At 56.7% G+C, this 19,498-nt stretch carries 19 protein-coding genes and 1 tRNA gene; 10 read left to right on the top strand and 10 right to left on the bottom strand.

Annotated features, from left to right (window positions below; genetic code table 11):
• Positions 1 to 659: 659 nt before the first annotated feature.
• The 8 genes from MTP38_RS02875 to MTP38_RS02840 all read left to right on the top strand — a co-directional run bounded on the left by MTP38_RS02875 (position 660) and on the right by MTP38_RS02840 (position 7,487).
• The gene (locus MTP38_RS02875) at positions 660 to 1,094 is read left to right on the top strand and encodes a plasmid mobilization protein (RefSeq protein ID WP_097779154.1); all 435 of its coding nucleotides are present in this window, start codon (positions 660 to 662) and stop codon (positions 1,092 to 1,094) included.
• Positions 1,066 to 2,631 carry a relaxase/mobilization nuclease domain-containing protein gene (locus MTP38_RS02870; protein ID WP_097779153.1) on the top strand — a complete coding sequence of 522 codons (1,566 nt, stop codon included), beginning with the start codon at positions 1,066 to 1,068 and terminating at the stop codon, positions 2,629 to 2,631. The genes MTP38_RS02875 and MTP38_RS02870 overlap by 29 nt, the downstream gene beginning before the upstream one ends.
• Complete coding sequence (locus MTP38_RS02865; protein ID WP_249234212.1) at positions 2,628 to 3,566, top strand: hypothetical protein; 939 nt, start codon at positions 2,628 to 2,630, stop codon at positions 3,564 to 3,566. Before MTP38_RS02870 ends, MTP38_RS02865 begins: the two co-directional genes overlap by 4 nt.
• A 42-nt stretch (positions 3,567 to 3,608) precedes the next feature.
• Positions 3,609 to 3,983, top strand: coding sequence for a hypothetical protein (locus MTP38_RS02860; protein WP_249234654.1), 375 nt, complete (start codon positions 3,609 to 3,611; stop codon positions 3,981 to 3,983).
• A gap of 392 nt (positions 3,984 to 4,375) precedes the next feature.
• Positions 4,376 to 4,810, top strand: coding sequence for a hypothetical protein (locus MTP38_RS02855; protein ID WP_097773868.1), 435 nt, complete (start codon positions 4,376 to 4,378; stop codon positions 4,808 to 4,810).
• Between the two features lie 48 nt (positions 4,811 to 4,858).
• Positions 4,859 to 5,113, top strand: a complete 255-nt coding sequence (locus MTP38_RS02850) for a CPCC family cysteine-rich protein (protein ID WP_097781461.1) — start codon at positions 4,859 to 4,861, stop codon at positions 5,111 to 5,113.
• A 188-nt stretch (positions 5,114 to 5,301) separates the two neighbouring features.
• Positions 5,302 to 5,766 (top strand): hypothetical protein, encoded by a 465-nt coding sequence (locus MTP38_RS02845; RefSeq protein WP_097774989.1) that lies wholly within the window; start codon positions 5,302 to 5,304, stop codon positions 5,764 to 5,766.
• The gene (locus tag MTP38_RS02840) at positions 5,763 to 7,487 is read left to right on the top strand and encodes a recombinase family protein (RefSeq protein ID WP_442900519.1); all 1,725 of its coding nucleotides are present in this window, start codon (positions 5,763 to 5,765) and stop codon (positions 7,485 to 7,487) included. Before MTP38_RS02845 ends, MTP38_RS02840 begins: the two co-directional genes overlap by 4 nt.
• A 145-nt stretch (positions 7,488 to 7,632) precedes the next feature.
• Here the strand turns inward: MTP38_RS02840 and MTP38_RS02835 are convergent, their stop codons facing one another.
• The 5 genes from MTP38_RS02835 to MTP38_RS02815 form a co-directional block, all read right to left on the bottom strand.
• Positions 7,633 to 7,884, bottom strand: coding sequence for a DUF6061 family protein (locus MTP38_RS02835; protein ID WP_097774000.1), 252 nt, complete (start codon positions 7,882 to 7,884; stop codon positions 7,633 to 7,635).
• Between the two features lie 174 nt (positions 7,885 to 8,058).
• A tRNA-Leu gene (locus tag MTP38_RS02830) sits at positions 8,059 to 8,145 on the bottom strand.
• 226 nt (positions 8,146 to 8,371) lie between these two features.
• Complete coding sequence (locus tag MTP38_RS02825) at positions 8,372 to 9,691, bottom strand: SLC13 family permease (protein WP_249234211.1); 1,320 nt, start codon at positions 9,689 to 9,691, stop codon at positions 8,372 to 8,374.
• Positions 9,688 to 10,422, bottom strand: coding sequence for a response regulator transcription factor (locus tag MTP38_RS02820; protein WP_249234210.1), 735 nt, complete (start codon positions 10,420 to 10,422; stop codon positions 9,688 to 9,690). The genes MTP38_RS02825 and MTP38_RS02820 overlap by 4 nt, the downstream gene beginning before the upstream one ends.
• Complete coding sequence (locus MTP38_RS02815; RefSeq protein ID WP_249234209.1) at positions 10,412 to 11,488, bottom strand: sensor histidine kinase; 1,077 nt, start codon at positions 11,486 to 11,488, stop codon at positions 10,412 to 10,414. Before MTP38_RS02815 ends, MTP38_RS02820 begins: the two co-directional genes overlap by 11 nt.
• Before the next feature lie 161 nt (positions 11,489 to 11,649).
• Here MTP38_RS02815 and MTP38_RS02810 point away from each other — a divergent pair, with 161 nt between their 5' ends.
• Entirely contained in the window at positions 11,650 to 12,672 is a 1,023-nt protein-coding gene (locus MTP38_RS02810; RefSeq protein ID WP_249234208.1) for a threonine aldolase family protein, read from the top strand.
• 14 nt (positions 12,673 to 12,686) lie between these two features.
• Positions 12,687 to 13,205 (top strand): PTS sugar transporter subunit IIA, encoded by a 519-nt coding sequence (locus MTP38_RS02805; protein ID WP_249234207.1) that lies wholly within the window; start codon positions 12,687 to 12,689, stop codon positions 13,203 to 13,205.
• Between the two features lie 47 nt (positions 13,206 to 13,252).
• On the opposite strand, the gene MTP38_RS02800 is transcribed toward MTP38_RS02805, so the two are convergent.
• The 5 genes from MTP38_RS02800 to MTP38_RS02780 all read right to left on the bottom strand — a co-directional run bounded on the left by MTP38_RS02800 (position 13,253) and on the right by MTP38_RS02780 (position 19,450).
• Entirely contained in the window at positions 13,253 to 13,894 is a 642-nt protein-coding gene (locus tag MTP38_RS02800; protein ID WP_158396311.1) for a YczE/YyaS/YitT family protein, read from the bottom strand.
• Between the two features lie 94 nt (positions 13,895 to 13,988).
• The gene (locus tag MTP38_RS02795) at positions 13,989 to 14,924 is read right to left on the bottom strand and encodes a CobW family GTP-binding protein (RefSeq protein ID WP_249234206.1); all 936 of its coding nucleotides are present in this window, start codon (positions 14,922 to 14,924) and stop codon (positions 13,989 to 13,991) included.
• A gap of 125 nt (positions 14,925 to 15,049) precedes the next feature.
• The gene (locus MTP38_RS02790) at positions 15,050 to 15,622 is read right to left on the bottom strand and encodes a carbonic anhydrase (protein WP_249234205.1); all 573 of its coding nucleotides are present in this window, start codon (positions 15,620 to 15,622) and stop codon (positions 15,050 to 15,052) included.
• A gap of 91 nt (positions 15,623 to 15,713) precedes the next feature.
• Positions 15,714 to 17,051 carry a CitMHS family transporter gene (locus tag MTP38_RS02785; RefSeq protein ID WP_249234204.1) on the bottom strand — a complete coding sequence of 446 codons (1,338 nt, stop codon included), beginning with the start codon at positions 17,049 to 17,051 and terminating at the stop codon, positions 15,714 to 15,716.
• Positions 17,052 to 17,293: 242 nt separating this feature from the next.
• The gene (locus MTP38_RS02780) at positions 17,294 to 19,450 is read right to left on the bottom strand and encodes an ATP-binding protein (protein WP_249234203.1); all 2,157 of its coding nucleotides are present in this window, start codon (positions 19,448 to 19,450) and stop codon (positions 17,294 to 17,296) included.
• Positions 19,451 to 19,498: the final 48 nt, after the last annotated feature.

The following is a 19,498-nucleotide window of genomic DNA, read 5'->3' as shown; positions in this document are numbered from 1 at the left end:
TTTCGCTTGTGCTTTGTGTGTTTCGTTCATCTGATGTATTCATTATCCTGAAGTGTTGACACGCATTCGTACTTATGTTATCATTCCCAACAAATCCACAGAGATTTCTGTAAAGAAACGATTCTGTGCGGTTTTATTTCCTGCGAAGATTTACCGCCCCGCAACACACCCGATCATTTTGCCGTCTGTTTCACCCGACAAAATCCTTCGCCTGTACTGCGTGGGCGGTATTTTTCTTTTCCGGGAAGCCGTACCTTGAAAATTTCATGAGCCGTCCGAACGTGATACCGGCTTTCCGGCCAACGCCGCTGCAAAACAAGGGCAGGAACTTCGTTCGGGTCAAACGGCGATTCACATACACGAGCAGTGGAACTTTCTACTTATTTCTGCGTCTTAACAATTCGGAAACAACTTTCGGAAATGCGTTTTGAGCGCAGCGGTGGAGAGCAAGAACCGTCCCGTGGCCACAAATTTTCAATTCTTGAAAATCTTGTGCTCCACCGGGACTTCACATCTGCAACTCTTGCGAGTTTTGATGTGATCTTGTTGGGGCGTGCCTGCCCCAAACCCTGCTCATATTCGCACCTTTCGGTGCGAAAGAACGGCGTGTCGTGCTTACATAGCTCCACCGAGGAGCCAGCAAGACGACAGGAGGTTCAATGAACAAAACGAATGTCAAAGCGAATCCCAGCACGACCCACCGCCACGACACGCCGAACAACAAAACGCACATCATCAAGTTCCGTGTGACGGAAACTGAAAAGATGGAACTCCAATGCACAGCAAAACTCCTTCATCTCTCCCTGTCCACCCTCATCCGCCGTGCGCTGCACAATGCGAAGATCGAGCGCACCGTTGTCGTTGCCGGCGGCGGAGAAGAAACCCTCGCTGCCGTTTCTACTCTGCTTGCCCAGTGCAGCAGGGTGGGCGGCAACCTGAACCAACTCGCACGACACTTCAACTCCGGCGGAGCCGACACCGAACAGCTCCGGGCGAAACTTCTGGACGAACTTGCAGACCTGACCACCTTCCGGCTCAACGCCGAGAAAGTTCTGGGTGAACTGTATGGCAACGCTGAAGCATATCGCCTCTAAAAACTCGGACTACTCCGCTGCCGAAACCTATCTGGTTTACCAGCACGATGAATTTTCCGGCAAGAAGATTCTGGACGAACAGGGCAGACCCAAGCTGCGGGAATCGTACATTCTGGATACCCTTGAATGCGGCGAAGCCTCGTTTGCAACGGCCTGTCTGCTGGCAAATCGGAAGTACGACAAGAACAACAACCCGGATGATATCAAGAGCCACCAGTATATCATCAGCTTCGACCCACGGGATGCAGTCGAAAATGGACTGACGATGGAAAAGGCACAGGCCCTCGGCCTGAACTTCTGTAAAGAGAACTTTCCCGGCCATCCTGCTATCGTCTGCACCCACCCGGACGGACACAACCATTCGGGAAATATCCATGTCCACATCGTGATCGGTAGCGTCCGGACACAAGAAGTGGAGCGCAAGCCCTATATGCAGAAGCCCCGTGACTGGCGTGAGGGCATGAAGCATTCCAGCACAGCCCAGACCATGCGGCACTTGCGTGTCGCGGTCATGGAAATGTGTCAGGATGCCAAGCTGTACCAGATCGACCTGCTCAGCTCGAAAAAGCGTGTGAGTGAGCGCGAGTACTGGATGAAACGGCGCGGTCAGATGAAACTCGACCGTGAAAACGCAGCCCTGCTTGCCGCCGGACAGCAGCCCACACAAACGGAGTTTGAAACCGCAAAGGAGACTTTGCGGAAACAGATCTCGGATGTGCTGGACAATGCAGTGAGCTTTGAAGATTTCTCGGACAGGCTCTTGCAGCGGTACGGCATCACGGTCAAGGAAAGCCGTGGGCGGCTCAGCTACCTGCCAGCCGGAAGAAAGAAGTTTATCCGGGCACACAGCCTCGGTGACAAGTTTGAGAAAGAACTCGTGCTTGCCACCTTGAAAGAAAATGCCAAGAGCCAGCCCATTATCCTCCACAGCAATCTTGAGGAAGAACCCGACCGAATCAAGAAGCTGGTGGACATTCAGGCGAAGCTGAAGCAGGGCAAGGGCATCGGCTATGAGCGTTGGGCGAAGAAGCACAACCTCAAAGCCATGGCACAGACCTTGATTCTTTTAGAAGAAAAGGGCTTGACCGATGAGGACGCACTCAACCAGAGAATCGCAGAGCTTGACACCAAGTTCCATGAATCGCTGGCCGTAGTGAAAGACCTCGAAACCCGCATGGCAGACAATCAGAAGCTGCGCAGCCACGCTGCTGACTACAAGCAGTACCGACCGCTTGCACAGAAGCTGAAAACTGTCAAACACCCAGCAGTCTTTGAAGAACAGCATCGTGCAGAGCTGACAGCATACCGGGCGGCAGCAGCCTATCTCAAGGCAAACAACATCACCAGCCTGTCCAGTCCGAACAAGCTGGAAGCGGAATACTGCGCTCTTGCTTCTGAAAAGGCCCAGTTCTATGAGCAGTACAGGGAAGCCAAGTCTGAACTGCTCAAGCTGAAAGATGCAAAACAGAATGTTGCCCTGTTCTTCCGGGAGGAAAAGCAGACGCAACATCATGAGAGAGAAGGAGTGTGCGTATGATCAATCTGAAAATCGACCCGGAGTTCCAGAATCAGATCCCACCGCTGACGGACGATGAATACAGGCAGCTTGAAGAAAATATCCTCAAGGAAGGCAAGCTTCTCTCTCCTTTGATCGTTTGGAACAACACCCTTGTTGACGGACACAACCGTTATGCCATCCTCCAGAAGCACCCGGAGATTTGCTTTTCCACCATGCCGCTCCGATTTGAAAGCAGAGAAGAAGTCCTCGCATGGATCTGCAAGAATCAGTTGGGGCGGCGTAACCTCACCCCGGAGCAGAAGCTGTTCCTCATCGGGAAGCAATATGAAGCGGAAAAATCCTCTCATGGCGAAGCCCGCAAAGAATCGCATGATGAAAATGGCCGATTTCACCGGAGTTCTCAAACTGATAACTCCGGTGAAGCCATGAAAACCTGCGAACGAATCGCAGAGGAAAATGGTGTAAGCAAGGCAACTGTACTTCGCGCATCGAAGTACATGAAAGGTGTTGAAATTGCTGAATCCCTGATTCCCGGTATGCGGGAGAAGATTCTGAACAAACAGGTAAAAGTCAGCAAGTCTGATATGCACCGCCTTGCACGAGCCAACTATGATGCCCGCGCACAGACCTTGCAGGAAATCCTGCACCCGGAACTGAAAGTTGAACCGAAACCGGATGCCGATGGCATCATCCGGGAACCGGGAAAGGCACCTGTAATGCCGTTTCAGAAAATCGAATCGGTCTATGACAGCGATGCTTACCCGGAAGAAGTGCGGCATGATTATGTCGCACTGGAACACGTTACAACACGTTTCCGCACAGAGTTTGACTATCTTCTGAGAACTATGCCAGACACAGCACAGCGAGAAGTCATTCTCGAAATCATCCACAAGCACAAGGAGTACCTTGCTTCTCTGGAATCTGCGCTCGCAGAGGATGAGCAGACAGCATAACAACAGGCACATTGTATGCTGTCAACAGAAGTCCAAAGGAGTGTGCGTTTGAACAAAAAGAAAAAGTCCACAAATATTTCCCCTTACCCCGATGAAGCCATCGAACGTCTGGCACGGGCATTTTACCCGGCGATCCTTGCCTGCTGGAACAGCGAGGAAGGTCAACGGGAGTTTGCCGCATGGCAGGCGGAGCAGGCTCATATTGCAACCAAAGAAAAACAGGAAGTTCCCACTTGCTGGGTATCCGTAAAACAGTTTTCGAAAAATGACACGGCAACTGCCTGTCAGGATTGGTTACGGAGTACCCGGCTAGGCCGAGGAAGCATCAAGTCCCATGTCCGCACCGTTAAGGTGTTGGGTATGGGGCTTTTTGCATTTCAGGAACGTATACACCTCTGGAAAGGTGTAACACACTAGACTTTGTACCAAAGTCGTGTGCCAAGGGTGCTGCGCCCCTTTGGAATCCCTGCTCACATCGCCTGTGGGCGATGTGGATTCGCCGGACAGAAAGCTCTCACAAAAGGCATACCCGGTTGTCTGCGGCGAGAAAAAGGCACTTCTGCGGAAGTGTAATAACCCACTATGACACTTTCATCCCTGCGGTCTGCAAAGTGTAGTGGGCTCTCCGAGGGGGAACGGCTGTATAGGGTGCGTTTCGAGCAAATCGCTGTGTACGTGCGTACGGGAGAAGTTGGTACGCACGTACGCAATAAAACGGCCAAGTTCTCCTATATAGGGGTGTTCTTTCATCGGAGAGTATGGTATACTCGGCTTAGCCCAGTAAATCGAAATTTTCGGAGGCAAAGATTATGAAGAAAAAAGCAACAATAGTGTCTGTTATCATTGGGATTCTTGCTGTAGCTGCAATTATTGTATTTTCTGCATACCGGTCTTCGGAATCCTATAGAAAGGCAAAGGCAGCAATACAGTGGGACTGCTCTGTGACCTGTACAGAAGAATCAACTTCTGCTAAGTATGTAATCACATACTCTGATGTAAAAGTTTTATCCAAAACAGGTACACTAACAATTCAAAATAAAAATGATTTTGACATTGTAGTTCATTTGCTTTGCGAAGGTGAACAGGAAGTCGTATCTGACAATATTCCGGCGAACAGTTTTTATTCTTTTACGAATGTTACGGATAAAGAATATACGGTGGGTATTCATGCGGATGTTGGTGTAGCTGCTGACATTAGGGTCGTTGTATATGATGGAAAAGACACAGAGCCATATACCAAATAGCGCGACTAGCTAAACTCGATAAAATAGTACTTGCAGAGGTGAGCATATTTGAAAAAACATCAATGTCCATGTTGTGGGCATTTTACCTATACTGTTCCACCGGAAGAAGACTGCGGGTATATTTGCCCCGTTTGCTTTTGGGAAAACGATCCATTTATTGCTTCTGATGATGACCCCAGCGACTCAAACCACGGAATAACTCTAAACGAAGCAAAAGCCAATTATTTGGAATTTGGCGCCTGTGAAGAAGAAATGTTGCGTTATGTTCGTCCGCCCGAAAGCGATGAGAATGGACACTCGTAACCCAAACTTCTAGTTTGCCGTACTCGCTCTAAGCAGGGTTTGGGGCAGGCACGCCCCAACAAGAAACAGTCCCAAAGGGGACAGGAAATTTTCGAGTATTGAAAATTTGTGGCCACGGGACGATTCTTGCTCTCACGAAAACCCATATTTTTGAAAAAACGCTTTCCGCAGCCAAAGGAGGATGCACCATGAAAAAAGAGATCGAAGCCTTTGTCAACGCAGCCAACGAGCAGGAGTTGGAAGCCGCATGGAACAACCTCTCGGCAGAGGAACAGCGAGTTTTCGAGCAACTCATGGAGGAAGACTCACCCGAAGATGCACTGGCATTTTTCGCCCAGCTGTATGACGATGCCCCGAAAGAGCAGACCAGCGAGACTGTGAGCATCTCCGAAAATGAAATCTACTTCAAGCGGAAGCCCTTGACCGAAGAGCAGAAGAAACACGGCTCTTATGTGGACGAGAACGGCAACCTCCATGTCAAGAACCTGTCCGCTTTCTGGATTCCGGAACTGACCACCACGGAGAAAGTCGGTCACACCACCTACACCGTGACCGGCAGCTATGAGGGCAAGGAATCCTTTTTGAAGAAGCTGGAGCGCATTGTTGCCAAGAACGCCCAGCAAAAATTTGAAGATGAGGGTGCAGACGAATGACAACTGCGCCCAATTCTGCTATACTTGACCCGGTAACCAATCCTGTACTGACAGTTGCTCCACAGAGTAAGGAGGACACAACAATGTCTGGAGCAACGAATAAAATCACCGCACTTTACTGCCGACTGTCGCAAGAGGACGCACGGCTCGGCGAAAGCCTGTCCATTGAGAACCAGAAGGCTATCCTTCTGGAATACGCCAAAAAGAACCACTTCCCGAACCCGGTGTTCTTTGTGGATGATGGCTACTCCGGCACGAACTATGACCGCCCCGGCTTTCAGAGTATGCTGGTCGAGATCGAAGCAGGGCGTGTAGGAATCGTTATCACGAAAGACCTGTCCCGACTGGGGCGCAACTCTGCCTTGACGGGTCTGTACACAAACTTTACCTTTCCCCAGTATAGCGTTCGCTACATTGCCATTAACGACAATTACGACACCATTGACCCGAACAGCGTAAACAACGATTTTGCGGGTATTAAGAACTGGTTCAACGAGTTTTACGCCCGCGATACCAGCCGCAAGATTCGGGCTGTCCAGAAGGCCAAGGGAGAGCGTGGAGTGCCGCTGACGGTCAATGTTCCGTACGGCTATGTAAAAGACCCGGAGAACCCGAAGCATTGGCTTGTTGACCCGGAAGCGGCTGCGATTGTGAAGCGCATCTTCTCCATGTGCATGGAGGGACGTGGCCCGACCCAAATTGCAAACCAACTGTGGGTGGACAATGTTCTGACTCCCACCGCCTACAAGCTGAGCCATGGCCGGAGTACAAACGCACCTGCCCCGGAAGACCCTTACCGCTGGGATAAAAGAGCAGTAAGTTTGATTCTGGAACGCCGGGAGTACACTGGCTGCACAGTCAACTTCAAGACCTATACTAACTCTATCTGGGATAAAAAGAGACATCTGAATCCTGTGGAAAATCAGGCTATCTTCCCGGATACACATGAGCGCATTATTGACGATGATGTGTTTGAAAAGGTTCAGGAGATTCGTAACCAGCGTCACCGCATGACTCGGACAGGCAAGAGCAGCATTTTCTCCGGTATGGTCTACTGCGCTGACTGCGGTTCCAAGATGCAATATGGTTCGTCCAACAACAGGGACTTCAGTCAAGACTTCTTTGATTGCTCTCTGCACAAGAAGAACGGGAGCAAGTGCAAGGGACACTTCATCCGAGTAAAGGTTCTGGAAGGACGTGTACTGAGTCATGTTCAGCGGGTGACGGACTACATTCTCCGTCATGAAGACTACTTCCGCAAGGTCATGGAGGAGCAGCTTCGGGTGGAAAGCACCGAAAAGCTGACCGTCCTGAAGAAGCAGCTTGCCCGGAATGAGAAGCGGATTGTAGACCTCAAACGGCTGTTCATGAAAATCTACGAGGACAACGCCAATGGAAAGCTGAGCGATGACCGCTTCGACATGATGAGCCAGAGCTACGATGCCGAACAGAAGCAGCTGGAAGAGGAATCCCTCTCTATCCAACAGGAAATCGAAGTACAGGAACAGCAAATCGAGAATATTGAAAAATTCGTCCAGAAAGCGCACAAGTACGTTCATATTGAAGAACTCACTCCCTATGCTCTCCGTGAACTGGTGTCGGCTATCTATGTAGATGCCCCGGATAAGTCCAGCGGAAAGCGGGTGCAGCACATCCATATCAAGTACGACGGGCTGGGGTACATCCCTCTGGATGAACTGGAAGCAAAAGAAAAGGCGTGACCGAAGTCACGCCAAATCTTCCCCATTTAGGGAACTTTTGCAAATACTGTTTTATGGGAACTCTGCTCTGGGGAACTCCCTGCCTTACTTATCGTGTGTGGATTTTTGCAGGGTGCGTCCGGCAGGGCGCACCCTGTTTTTGCGTTCAATCCTCTAATCCGTGACTACCTGTTACATTCCTCAGATACTCGTCCGGCTCACCGTTCAAGATCAGTTCGGCATACGCCAGCGGGTCATTGTAGATGAGATAGTCCAATTCAGTCCGCTGTGCCATGGTAACATCCAGTGCATCTTCGACCCCGGTGCAGTCGATAGAAACTTTTCTGCCATCCCGGAGCAGCAGCTCCACACAGCCGGTATCCATGTTGAACGAACAGGCTCTTGCATCGTACTTCATAATCGTGTCCTTCCTGCCTTACGGCACTCTTACAGTTGTGACCTTCGTGATACGGTCTTTCTGATAAGGTTTTGGGCACACAGCCGTCAGGGAAGAGCCGTTGTTCTCGTTTCCGAAGAAAACAAAAAATCCGAACCCTTCTCCTATCGAGAAAAGGTTCGGATTTTCATGGTTTGGTGCGGATAAGAGGACTTGAACCTCCACCGAGTTGCCCCGATTAGAACCTGAATCTAACGCGTCTGCCAATTCCGCCATATCCGCATATTCTGTTTTTGTTCGTCGCCGTTCGGCTCGGAACGATAATTATTATACCACAGAAAGCCGCAAAGTCAAGCATTTTTTCAAAAAAGTTTTTGCAATCTTTCCTGTATATTTTATCTCACGTCTCTGCGCACAAAAAGCAGTCATCCGCCCCGGTGATGCCTGCTTCCGGGGTGGATGACTGCCCGCTCACGCCGTTTTCTTTTGCAGTTTTTTCCGAATTTTCTCACACGCCCCAGAACAGCCAGAGGCTCCCCGCCCCCACAAGGACGGCCGCCAGCGTGAATGGCACGCCGATGCGCAGAAAGTCGCTGGTGCGGACGCGCTCGCCGTTTTTGCGGAGGATGCCGATGGCCGCAATGTTGGCCGACGCGCCGATGGGGGTCAGGTTGCCGCCCAGCGTCGCGCCGGTGAGCAGACCGAAATAGAACAGCTCCGGCTCGATGCCTGCGCCGCCGTTCATGAGAGCGGCGACCCCCTGCACCACCGGCAGCATGGCCGCCACATAGGGGATGTTGTCGATGAAAGCCGACAGCCCCACCGACGCCGCCACCAGCAGGAGATAGAGCCGCAGCGGCTCGTCTCCGGCGGCGGAGTGGAACAGCCGGGCCGCCGCGTCGATGACGCCCGCCTTGCTCACTCCTTCCAGCAGGATGAAGAGGCTGAACAAGAGCAGCAGGGTGTCGTAGTCCAGTGCCCGGGCCGTCTCGCCCAGCGGAGTCAGCGAGCGGCTGCGCCAGCAGGCCCGGGCCACCCCGAAGAGGCAGAGTCCCATACAGACAAGGCCGCTGCGGAGGGTGTAGAGCAGATGCAGCACGCCGCCGGACGGCTCAGGCAGGAAGGACGCCGCGATGAGCAGCCCCACCGTCAGCAGGAGCAGAGCCGTGGGCACATCGTCCTCCACCTTTGTTTTCACCTCCACATGGACGGGCTGGCGCTGGTCGCGGAAGAGCCAGAACAGCACTCCCAGCGAGGCCAGCGCGCCCAGTTCCACGCTCCAGAAGATGCCGGGCCGGCCCTCCATCCAGAAGAAGTCGAAGAAGTTCATCCCCGCAAAGCCGCCCAGCAGAATGCTCGTGGTGTCCCCCACCAGCGTGGCTGCGCCCTGCAAATTGGAGGACACCGCGATGGCGATGAGCACCGGCACCGGCGAGATGCGCAGCCGCCGGGCGATGGCAAGCCCCACCGGGGCCACCATCAGGACAGTGGCCACATTGTCCACGAACGCGCTGATGAACCCCGCCAGCAGGGCCAGCACCGACACGGCCCACCGGACATCCGGCATATAGGCGATCAGCTCCTCGGCCAGCCGGGCGGGCATTTTGCTCTGGATAAAAAGAAAGACCGTGCCCATCATTCCTGCCATCATCAGCAGAACATTGAAGTCCACGGCCCGGGCGGCGTCCGCCAGCGTGAAATCGTACACGCCCAGCTTCCCCAGCAGCAGGAACGTCCCCGCGCCGCCCAGCGCGACCCAAGGACGGTACTGCTGCACCACCAGCATCAAAATATAAAACAGGACGAACAGGATCAGCGCCAGTGTCATTTCGTCTCCTCCGCAGGCTCCAGCGGCTTGGCGTCTTCCTCGATCATCCGATAGCCCACGCCCAGCTCGTTGAGGATGTAGGTGTTGCTGCCCGGGCGGCTGCCCAGCTTTTTGCGGATATTGGCCATATTCACCTGCAGCTTCTTGGTGCTGCTGGCGTCCGTGTCGCCCCAGATGGCCCGGACGATAGCCGCATAGGTCATCACACGCCCGGCGTGCTCGGACAGGAAGGCCACGATGTTGTATTCCGTCTGGGTCAGGCGCACCTCCTGCCCGTCCACGAACACCTTGCGGCGCTCGTAGTTGATGGTGAGGCCCTGTGCGCTGAACACCCCGCCGGGCAGACTGCCGCCGCCATAGCGGTTCACCCGCAGCGCAGCCCGCACCCGGGCCAGCAGCTCACCGGTGCCGAAGGGCTTGGTGATGTAGTCGTTGGCACCGAGGTCAAGGGCCTCGATCTTATCCCGCTCGGTGGTACGGGCCGACAGCACGATGATGGGGGTCAGATACTTCTGACGGATGGAGCGGATGGCATCCAGACCATCCCGGTCGGGCAGACCAAGGTCAAGGATGACGAGGTCGGGGTTGTAGGAGATGAACATAGTCATGCCCATCATGCAGGTCTGGGCCACCAGCGCCTGATAGCCGTTGGTCTCCAGCAGGGTCTGGATGAAGCTGCAGATGTTCGCCTCATCCTCGATGATAAGTACCTTGAATTTATTATTGCTCATCCTCTGTTTCCTCCGTATCCACTTCTTCCGTTTCCAGCCAGAACCGGATGGTCGTGCCCTCGCCGGGCGTGCTCTCGGCTTTGATCTCGCCGCCATGGGCCTTGATGATGGCCGCACACACCGACAGCCCGATGCCCATGCCGTGCTTGCCGCTCGACGAGGTATCCTGCGCCAGCGTCGTGCCGCTGAAAAGCCTCTTCAACTGTTCTTTCGGGATGCCGCAGCCGTTGTCGATGACCTCGAACACCGCCCGCCGCCCCAGCGTGAACACCCGCAGCGTCAGGTTGGTCATCCCCTCTGCGTGGAGCACGGCATTTTCCAGCAGATTGGTCAGCACCTGCTGGATGAGCATGGAATCCATCGGGATGACGATGAAGTCATCCGGCAGTTTCACCTCCACCGGCACGCCGGGGTGGAGCTTCTGGAACCGCACCAGTACGGTATCCACCAGCTCTTCCAGCACCGTGGGGGTCTTCTGGATGGCGACGCCGTCGGCGTCGATGCGGGTGACGGAGAGCAGGTTCTCCACCATCCGGTTGAGCCACTGGGCGTCGGCGCATGCCTCGGAGAGGAGCTTGACCTTCTGCTCCCGGCCCAGCGAGTCGTAGTTGTCGATGACGGTCGAGCAGGCCCCGTAGATGGACGTCAGCGGGGTGCGCAGGTCGTGGGAGACTGCCCGCAGGAGGTTGGCCCGCATCTTTTCGGCCTCGCTCTCCATCCGCAGCTGCTCCTGCTTTTTGATGCGGGTGGTGAGGGTGCTGGTCATGAAGGACACCACCAGCATCACCACGCCCGAAAAGATGTTCTCCGGGATGGTGAAGTTGAAGGCAAAATAGGGCGTGCGAAACGCAAAGTTGACCGCCAGCACGCTGGTGATGGAGGCTGCAACGCCCCACCAGTAGCCGTCGGTGTACATCGAGACGAAGAACACCGCCAGCAGGAACACCATCGAGGCCACGCCGTCGATGCGTCCGCTGATGAACTGGATGAGCGTCATGCAGGCGAATGCACCGATGAGCGCCGCCAGAAACACCCAAATATCCCGCTTGCGGAGCATCTTCTTCATCGTTGTCCCCTCCCGATCTATATTCGGTCTTACCATAAAATTATACCACAAATATATTAAAGATACAGCAAAGGGTGGCTGTTTTCTGCCCCCTGAATTGACAAACTCCGGGCCGGGGTACATAATAAAGTCATCCGCTGCAGAAAAGGAGTAGAACGTATATGCTGTATTTTGAAAATGATTACTGCGAGGGCGCGCATCCGGCCATCCTCCAGAAGCTGACCGAGACCAACTTCGAGAAGGTGTCCGGCTATGGCACCGACCCCTACTGTGCCAGCGCAAAGGAGAAGATCCGCGCCGCCTGCGCCTGCCCCGAGGCAGATGTGTCCTTCATCTCGGGCGGCACCCAGACCAACGCCATCGTCATTGCCTCCCTGCTCCACCGCTGGGAGGGCGTGCTCGCCGCCGCCACCGGCCATGTGGCCGGGCATGAGGCCGGTGCCATTGAGTTCACCGGCCACAAGGTCATCGGCCTGCCCCAGAAGAACGGCAAGCTGGACGCCGCCGATGTAGAGGACTTCTGCAAGACCTTCTACGCCGACGCGAACCACGACCACATGGTCTTCCCCGGCATGGTCTACATCTCTCACCCCTCCGAGTACGGCACGCTGTACACGAAGGCCGAGCTGGAAGCCCTGTCCGCCGTCTGCCACGCCTACCATATGCCCCTCTTCGTGGACGGCGCACGTCTGGGCTACGCACTGGCCAGCGAGGGCACCGATGTGACGCTGGCCGACCTCGCCAAGCTGACCGATGTGTTCTACATCGGCGGCACCAAGGTGGGCGCACTCTGCGGCGAGGCCGTGGTCTTCCCCCACGGCGCACCGGCCCACTTCATGACGATGGTAAAGCAGCAGGGCGCTCTGCTGGCCAAGGGCCGTCTCATGGGCATCCAGTTCGACGTCCTCTTTACCGACGACCTCTACACCCGCATCAGCCGCAACGCCATCGAGACGGCCAATGCCCTCAAGAAGGGCCTCGCCGCAAAGGGCTACCGCTTCTTCATGGACTCCCCCACCAACCAGATCTTCGTCGTGCTGGAAAACGCACAGCTGGCCGCGCTGGAGGGCAAGGCCAAGTTCGGCTTCTGGGAGAAGTTCGACGACAGCCACACCGTCGTCCGCATCGCCACCAGCTGGGCCACCCGGATGGAAGAAGTCGAGGAGCTTATCGCTTTGATGTAAGGAAGGAACGCTCTATGGGCTTTTTTGACAGGCTCTTCGGCAGCAGGGCAGAGGCGGCGGAAGAGACGCGGTTCTCCGGCGAAAAGATGGTCGTCAAAGCGCCCATCGACGGCATCGTCCTCCCGCTGGAGCAGCTGCCCGACGAGACCTTCGCTGCGGCCATCCTTGGCCCCGGCTGCGGCATCGAGCCGACCGGTGACACGGTCTTTGCTCCCTTCGACGGCAGAGTCATCTCAGTGGCCTCCACCCTCCATGCCATCGGGCTGGAAAGCGATGAGGGCATCGAGCTGCTCATCCACATCGGGATGGACACCATCACCCTCCGGGGCAGCGGCTTCGCCCTCCTCGTCCAAGAGGGCCAGACCGTCAGGGCGGGCACGCCCCTGCTGCGGGTAGACCTCGACGTCATCCGCGCCGCCGGGCTTTCCACCGAGAGCGCCGTCATCGTGACCAACGCCGACGACCTGCCGGCACTCCATCTCACCGCAGGCGGCATCGTCTCCACCGGCACGCCGCTGTTCAAATTCGAGTAAGATACAAAAAAGACATCTGCCGCCGGCGGATGTCTTTTTCGTTATGCTCATGCTTTTTCGGGCTTATACTGCAGGACCCGCTCGGAGACGAGGCCGTTGAAGAACTGGATGAAGGGTCCGAGGCAGAACGCGCAGATGAGGGTGCCCAGACCCACAAGACCGCCCAGGAGCCAGCAGAGCAGGGCGCAGAAGGCGTCGGTGAAGACGCGGCAGCCGAAGTACTGGAAGTGCGTGTAGTCCCGCAGACCCAGCGAGAGGTAATCGTAGGGCGCGATGCCGAGGTCAGCCGTCTGGTAGAGAGACGCGCCCAGCGCCGTCACAAGGACGGCCAGCACTACCCACACCAGCTGTTCCGGCAGGGACGCTGCCGGGCCGAAGGCCGCGGCAATGGGGTCGTAGAAGAAGGTTATGATGAACCCCATACCGATGCCGTTGACGAAGGTGCCAAGGCCGATGTACTTGCGCCCGAACCAGAATTCCAGCGCAAAGAAGAGGATGTTGGTGGCGACGTTCTGCACGCCCAGCGAGATGCCCAGCAGCTCGGCGAGGCGCATATTCAGCGCGCTGATGGAGTCGTTGCCGAGATGGGACTGCTTGAAGAGGGCGATGCCCAGACCAATAATGACAATGCCCACCACCATGCCCACGATGCGGCGGGTGGTCGGCTTTTGGGTGGTCGAAATGCTCATGAAACGGCCTCCTGATTTATTTTTCTCTATTATAACGCTGCAGGAGGGTCGGCGCAATCAATATTGCACAATTATCTGCTTCCTTGTGGAAAACTCACCGTCTCAGCTCCTCTTCCAGCCGGGCCTTGTCCAGCCCCTCGCCGATGACGATGAGCACCTGCTGTCCCTGCGGGATGGGTGCAGCCGTCAGACCGGCTGCGGTGGCGTTCAGCTCATACCACTGGCCGCCGTCCTCCACGAAGCCCTTCACCCGGAGGACCCTGCCGCAGGCGGCATCGCCAAAGAGGGACGGGATATTCCGTTCCAGACGGGCACGGGACAGGCCCAGTTCGAGGAAATAGGCCGAGGCAAAGGCGTCGTGCTCCTCAAAATGGAGCTTTTCGCTGCTGGCCTGTCGGTAGCCGCACCCCGCGATGCGGGCCATGTCGTCAGTCGTCAAATCGGCCCAGTCCTTTGCAAGGATTTCCTCCGGGCCGAACTTCCGGGAGCACTTGCAGGCCTCCAGCGCACGGGCCAGATGGGCCTTTGCTCCCTCCTTCTGCCCGTCCGTGGCCAGCTGGCAGCGGCTCAGCAGGACCTTGCCCGCCCATGCGCTCTCGGAGGCGAGGATATATTCCGCCTGCGGCGAGAGGGTCTCAGGCAGCAGAGCGTCCACGATGGCGATGACATTCCCCAGCTGATACCAGCGGTCCAGCGGCTCGTCCCGCAGCACGTCGAAGAACTCGTCCACGTCGAAGATGCCGCTGGGTTCCACGATGACCCGTTCAAAGCCCCGCATGGCCATCGAGATGAGCTTCGTCCGCATCCGGCGCTGATGGGTGTCGCAGTCGCAGCCGCCGCTGATGGTCTCGACCTCGACCCCCACCGCCTCCAGATCCTGAAGCAGCATGGCGTCCACATTCACCGCACCGAAGTCGTTTTCCAGCACGCAGACCCGGACGCCCTGCCCGGCCCACCACGCTGCATATCTGCGCAGGAAGGTGGTCTTTCCTGCCCCGAGAAATCCCGTGATCAAATCTACCTGTACCATATTCCGTCCCTCCGTCGGTTTCTTTTTCCGCTGTCAGTATAAGCGAACGAGGCCGGATTGTCAAACAGAGGAAAAGGCCCTTTCCCGCTGTGGAAAAGGGCCTTTTTTGCCGCAATGCTCCGATGTTACAGAAATTCGACGCTGCCGTCCTCGATGTGATACATCGCACCGACGACCCGCAGGCCTGTTTCCTCCTCGATGTTATGGATGCACAGGCTCTTTTCGATCTCCTGTACACTGTGCCGGACGTTGAGGCAGCTGGCCTTGTAGGGGTCGGTCTCCTCTCCGATGGCCTTCTTGATCTCGTCCGTGATGTAGCGGATATAGCCGGACGACTCGTGGTGGATGGCCGCATCCACTGCGCCGCAGTGGGTATGGCCCAGCACCACCACCAGCCGACAGCCCAGATGACCTGCCGCGTACTCGATGCTGCCCAGCTGGTGGTCGTCGATGACATTGCCCGCCAGCCGGATGACGAACAGTTCCCCGATGCCCGCCGAGAAGATGTTCTCCGGGATGACCCGGGAATCCGAACAGGTAACGATGATGGCGTAGGGCGACTGGCCCTTGGCCCATGTGGACATCCGGATGCGGCGGGAAATATCGCCGCTCCCGTTCTCCGCGTTCAGGTATTTCAGGTTGCCCGCTGCCAGCTTGTAGATGGCATCGGCCGCGGTGCAGACAAAGTTCTCACGCATTGCAGCAGCCTCCTTGGGAAAAAGTGGTAAAAAGATTTTGCAAAAATGCCCGGCCGTCCAACGAAGGGCAGCCGGGCGGGAGTTCAGTTGATCAGAAGTGGATGACGCCGAGGATCAGACCAGCGACGAGGCAGATGATGGAAACACCCCACTGCCAGCCGAAGCAGTACTTGATGTGGTCCTTGATCTCGACACCGGCCAGACCGATGCCCAGATAGGTAGCGGGGGCCACCGGGCTGATGAAGGTAGCGCAGTTGCGGCAGACGACCATTGCGATGGCGATGTGAGCCGGGTTGACGCCGAACTGGTTGCCGACGCTGACCAGAACGGGCAGCAGGCCGTAGAAGTAGGAGTCGGTATCGAACAGCAGAGCCAGAGGCACGCTCAGGACGCCGATGATGATGGGCAGGAAACGGCCCAGAGAGGTCGGGATGAAGCTTGCCATGACGACTGCCATCTTCTCCATGATGCCGCTCTTGCTCAGGACACCGAGGAAGACACCGGCACACAGAATGGTGGATGCCATGCTCAGACCAGCGGAAGCGTGGCTCTTGATGATGGAGTTGTGCAGCTTCTTGCCGCGGTAGTTGACCAGAATGCCCAGAGCACAGCCGACCATGAAGACGTAGTAAGAGGGGAAGATGTCCAGAACCAGCACGATGATGACGGCCAGAGTCAGGATGACGTTGAAGATGAAGTTCTGGGGACGAGCCAGAGTCTCGTCCTTCTTGCCGTCGTCGGAGTCGTCGTACTTGCCGGCGTCCTCAGCAGCGATGGCATCGCCGAGCTTTGCGATGCGCTTCTTCTCCTGCAGGCCCCAGAAGATGGCAGTGCCGACAGCCAGCACGAAGCCGACGATCTGCATGGGCATGAGCTGGAACCACAGGTCGTTCGGCTCCATTTCGATGACGCTTGCGGCGCGCATGGTGGGGCCGCCCCAGGGCATCAGGTTCATGACGCCCATTGCGGTGACGCAGATGAGCAGCAGGGTCTCACGGCGCATATGCAGGCGCTTGTAGACGGGCAGCATGGCGGGGATGGTGATGAGGAAGGTGGAAGCGCCGCCGCCGTCCAGATGGCCGATGATGGCGATGAGGCAGGTCATCAGGGCAACGCCGACGACGTTGTTGCCGACCTTCTTCATCAGAGCACCGATGATCTTGTCGAACATGCCCGCATCGGTCATGACGCCGAAGAACAGGACGGAGAAGATGAACAGGACGGCAGTGCCGTGGACGCCCTTGACGCCCTCCTTGATAAAGCCGGCCATCTCATCCAGCGTGAAAGCACCGGTCGCCACCAGAATGGCTGCGGTGATGGTCGAGACACTGACGAATGCCAGTGCAGGGACCGTGACATTGCGCAGCAGCAGGACGATGACCGCAATCACCGTTGCAAAGCCGAGCAGAGCGAGGATCGTATCACTCATGGGTTTGTACTTCCTTTCCTTTTTCGTATACTGGGGATGCATTCTGTTTTGTCATCCAGAACCATTCCCGTTCGTTATGATTTCAGTATACCGGCCCAAACTTAAACGCCAAAGCGCCTTGCGTTACGGTTTGTTAAGGAATCTCTTAATATCCTGTAAGATTCCGTATGGAAGGTTGGATACAATAAAACCTCTTCTCCCCCGGAAGGCTCTCCCAAAGGGAGAGGCTTTGCGCGCAGCCCTCATTCCTTTCTGCTGCTCCGTATCTGGGCCAGCAGGGTGGACGCCGACACGGGCTTGACGATATAGCCGTCGATGACGCCGTGGCTGCGGGCGTCCACGATCTCCCGGGTAGGCGAGTTGGTCATGACGATGCGGGTCATGCCGGGGTAGCGGCCCCGGATGGCCATGCAGAAATCCACGCCGCTGCTGCCGGCAAGGCTCTCATCGATGGCGAGGACGTCGAAAGGCTGCTGCTCCAGCAGCTGGCGCAGCTCGCCCCGGCGGGAACAGGTGGACACACTCAGGCCCAAGGCGCTGAGGTCTTTGTCCAGCAGGTCGAGGACCTTGTTGTTGTCGTCTGCCGCAAGGATGCGCAGCTTGCTGTCCACGCCCCACTGCAGCTGTTCCCGCTCCTGCTGCTGTTCCAGCACCGGCAGGTAGACGTAGAAGGTGGTGCCCCTGCCAATGGTGCTCTCGGCCCGGATGCGGCCCCGGTGGGTGCGGATGATCTGGTCCACCAGAGCGAGGCCGAGACCGGTGCCTTCGCCGGTCTTTTTTGTGGTGAAGAAGGGCTCGAAGATGTGCTGCATCGTCTCCTTGTCCATGCCGCAGCCGGTGTCGGTGACGCTCAGGCAGACGTAGCTCGACCATTCTTCGGAAATTTTCTCTTCCGGGAAGAGGGCCTCAAGCTCCCTGCGGGGCACGACGCTGCCCCGGATGGTCAGCTCTCCGCCCTCGGCGCCGATGGCGTGGATGGCGTTGATGCTGATGTTCAGCAGCACCTGCTGCAGCTGGGTCGCGTTGCCCAGCACACACTCGCCGGTCAGCGCGTTTTCTTCGCACAGCTCCACATTCTTTGGGCAGTTGGTCTCCACCAGCTTCCGGGTCCGATGGAGCAGTCCCTCCACCGACACGGCGTCGTAGACCGTCTCCACGTTTTTCCGGCTCATGGAGGAGATCTGTTTCACGACCTCCTGCGCCTTCTGGGCCGCCTCACTGATCTCCATCGCGTTGTCATAGATCTCGCTGCCCGGGTCGGCGTCGGCCATGATGAGGTCGGCATAACCGGTGATGGGGGTGAGGAAGTTGTTGAACTCGTGGGCGATGCCGCCGGTGAGGGTGCCCATCATCTGCAGCCGCTGCCCATGGGCCAGCGATTCCTCGCTGCGGTGCAGCTCCTCGAGGGTCTGGTTCAGGGTCTTCAGGTCGCTGATCTCGGTGGCGCTCCGGCGGTCGCGCTCCTGCAGACGGAACATCTGGAACATGAAGAGCACCAGCACCAGTGCCACGCCGCCGAAGATGAACACCACCTTCACGAAGCTCTGCTGCACCGGCTCGTAGAGGTCGTCATAATCCACCACGGCGCTGACGATCCAGAAGCTGTCCCCTACCTTCAGATGGCGGAAGGCGCTTATTTTATGCACCCGGGGCAGGCTCGGGTCGGTCCACCAGTAGGAGTAGTAATCCAGCGTGCCGGCTTCCTCCTCCTGCTGAGCGCGCAGCAGCTCGCTCAGGCTGCTCAGGTCCAGCGTCCGATCCTTATAGATGCGCTGGCGGCCCTCCACGACCTTGATGCCCCACTGGACGGCCTCGGGGTGCATGACCACAAGATTGTCGTCGTTCTTTATCATGATGTAACCGTTGGTGCCGACGTGGATCTCCGAGATGAGCTGCTGGTACATGACCGTAGCGTCCACCACGAGGCAGACGGTCTTCTCCCCCGCCTGTTTTTTCATCACAAGATAGTGTTCATCCCCGCTGTGGTACTGCCAGTAGGAGATCTTCTCTGTCCGGGTGATAAGGACATCACAGACCGCGCTGAGTTCATAGCAGCTGTAGACGACCTCGCCGTTGCTGTTTTCCAGCCAGACGTCCCGGATGGTGTCGCTCCGGGCCACGGTGGGGCGGAGACCTGCATCCGCCGCCACCTTTTCGGCGATGGAGTCCAGTCGGTCAGCGTATTCCTCCAGCAAGACGCGGATGCTGTCGGCGGTGCTCTGCACCACCAGCTCCATCTGCCGCGTCTGGCTGGTCATCAGGGCGGTGCGGTAGTCCTGCCACACCGCCCCCACCACAAGGGCCAGTGCGGCCACCGTCACGATGCCGATGGCCAGCGGCACCCACAGGACGCGCAGGGTCTGGAGCCATGTCTTTTTCGGGGCAGTTTTCTCCTTCATTTCATATCCTCCTTTGGGGCGGTCTTGCTCTTCCTGTCTAAAAATGTT

This window comes from Faecalibacterium sp. I3-3-89, from assembly GCF_023347275.1.
GTDB classification, from domain to species: domain Bacteria; phylum Bacillota; class Clostridia; order Oscillospirales; family Ruminococcaceae; genus Faecalibacterium; species Faecalibacterium butyricigenerans.
The sequence above is the reverse complement of the archived record's forward strand: the minus strand, read 5'-3'. Positions and strand labels throughout refer to the sequence as shown.

Coding starts and splice junctions, on each gene's coding strand:
- MTP38_RS02855 (WP_097773868.1), top strand. CDS start 4,376: ATGAAGAAAAAAGCAACAATAGTGTCTGTTATCATTGGGATTCTTGCT.
- MTP38_RS02870 (WP_097779153.1), top strand. CDS start 1,066: ATGGCAACGCTGAAGCATATCGCCTCTAAAAACTCGGACTACTCCGCT.
- MTP38_RS02865 (WP_249234212.1), top strand. CDS start 2,628: ATGATCAATCTGAAAATCGACCCGGAGTTCCAGAATCAGATCCCACCG.
- MTP38_RS02840 (WP_442900519.1), top strand. CDS start 5,763: ATGACAACTGCGCCCAATTCTGCTATACTTGACCCGGTAACCAATCCT.
- MTP38_RS02835 (WP_097774000.1), bottom strand. CDS start 7,884: ATGAAGTACGATGCAAGAGCCTGTTCGTTCAACATGGATACCGGCTGT.
- MTP38_RS02805 (WP_249234207.1), top strand. CDS start 12,687: ATGGGCTTTTTTGACAGGCTCTTCGGCAGCAGGGCAGAGGCGGCGGAA.
- MTP38_RS02845 (WP_097774989.1), top strand. CDS start 5,302: ATGAAAAAAGAGATCGAAGCCTTTGTCAACGCAGCCAACGAGCAGGAG.
- MTP38_RS02785 (WP_249234204.1), bottom strand. CDS start 17,051: ATGAGTGATACGATCCTCGCTCTGCTCGGCTTTGCAACGGTGATTGCG.
- MTP38_RS02825 (WP_249234211.1), bottom strand. CDS start 9,691: ATGACACTGGCGCTGATCCTGTTCGTCCTGTTTTATATTTTGATGCTG.
- MTP38_RS02810 (WP_249234208.1), top strand. CDS start 11,650: ATGCTGTATTTTGAAAATGATTACTGCGAGGGCGCGCATCCGGCCATC.
- MTP38_RS02820 (WP_249234210.1), bottom strand. CDS start 10,422: ATGAGCAATAATAAATTCAAGGTACTTATCATCGAGGATGAGGCGAAC.
- MTP38_RS02780 (WP_249234203.1), bottom strand. CDS start 19,450: ATGAAGGAGAAAACTGCCCCGAAAAAGACATGGCTCCAGACCCTGCGC.
- MTP38_RS02800 (WP_158396311.1), bottom strand. CDS start 13,894: ATGAGCATTTCGACCACCCAAAAGCCGACCACCCGCCGCATCGTGGGC.
- MTP38_RS02815 (WP_249234209.1), bottom strand. CDS start 11,488: ATGAAGAAGATGCTCCGCAAGCGGGATATTTGGGTGTTTCTGGCGGCG.
- MTP38_RS02795 (WP_249234206.1), bottom strand. CDS start 14,924: ATGGTACAGGTAGATTTGATCACGGGATTTCTCGGGGCAGGAAAGACC.
- MTP38_RS02790 (WP_249234205.1), bottom strand. CDS start 15,622: ATGCGTGAGAACTTTGTCTGCACCGCGGCCGATGCCATCTACAAGCTG.
- MTP38_RS02875 (WP_097779154.1), top strand. CDS start 660: ATGAACAAAACGAATGTCAAAGCGAATCCCAGCACGACCCACCGCCAC.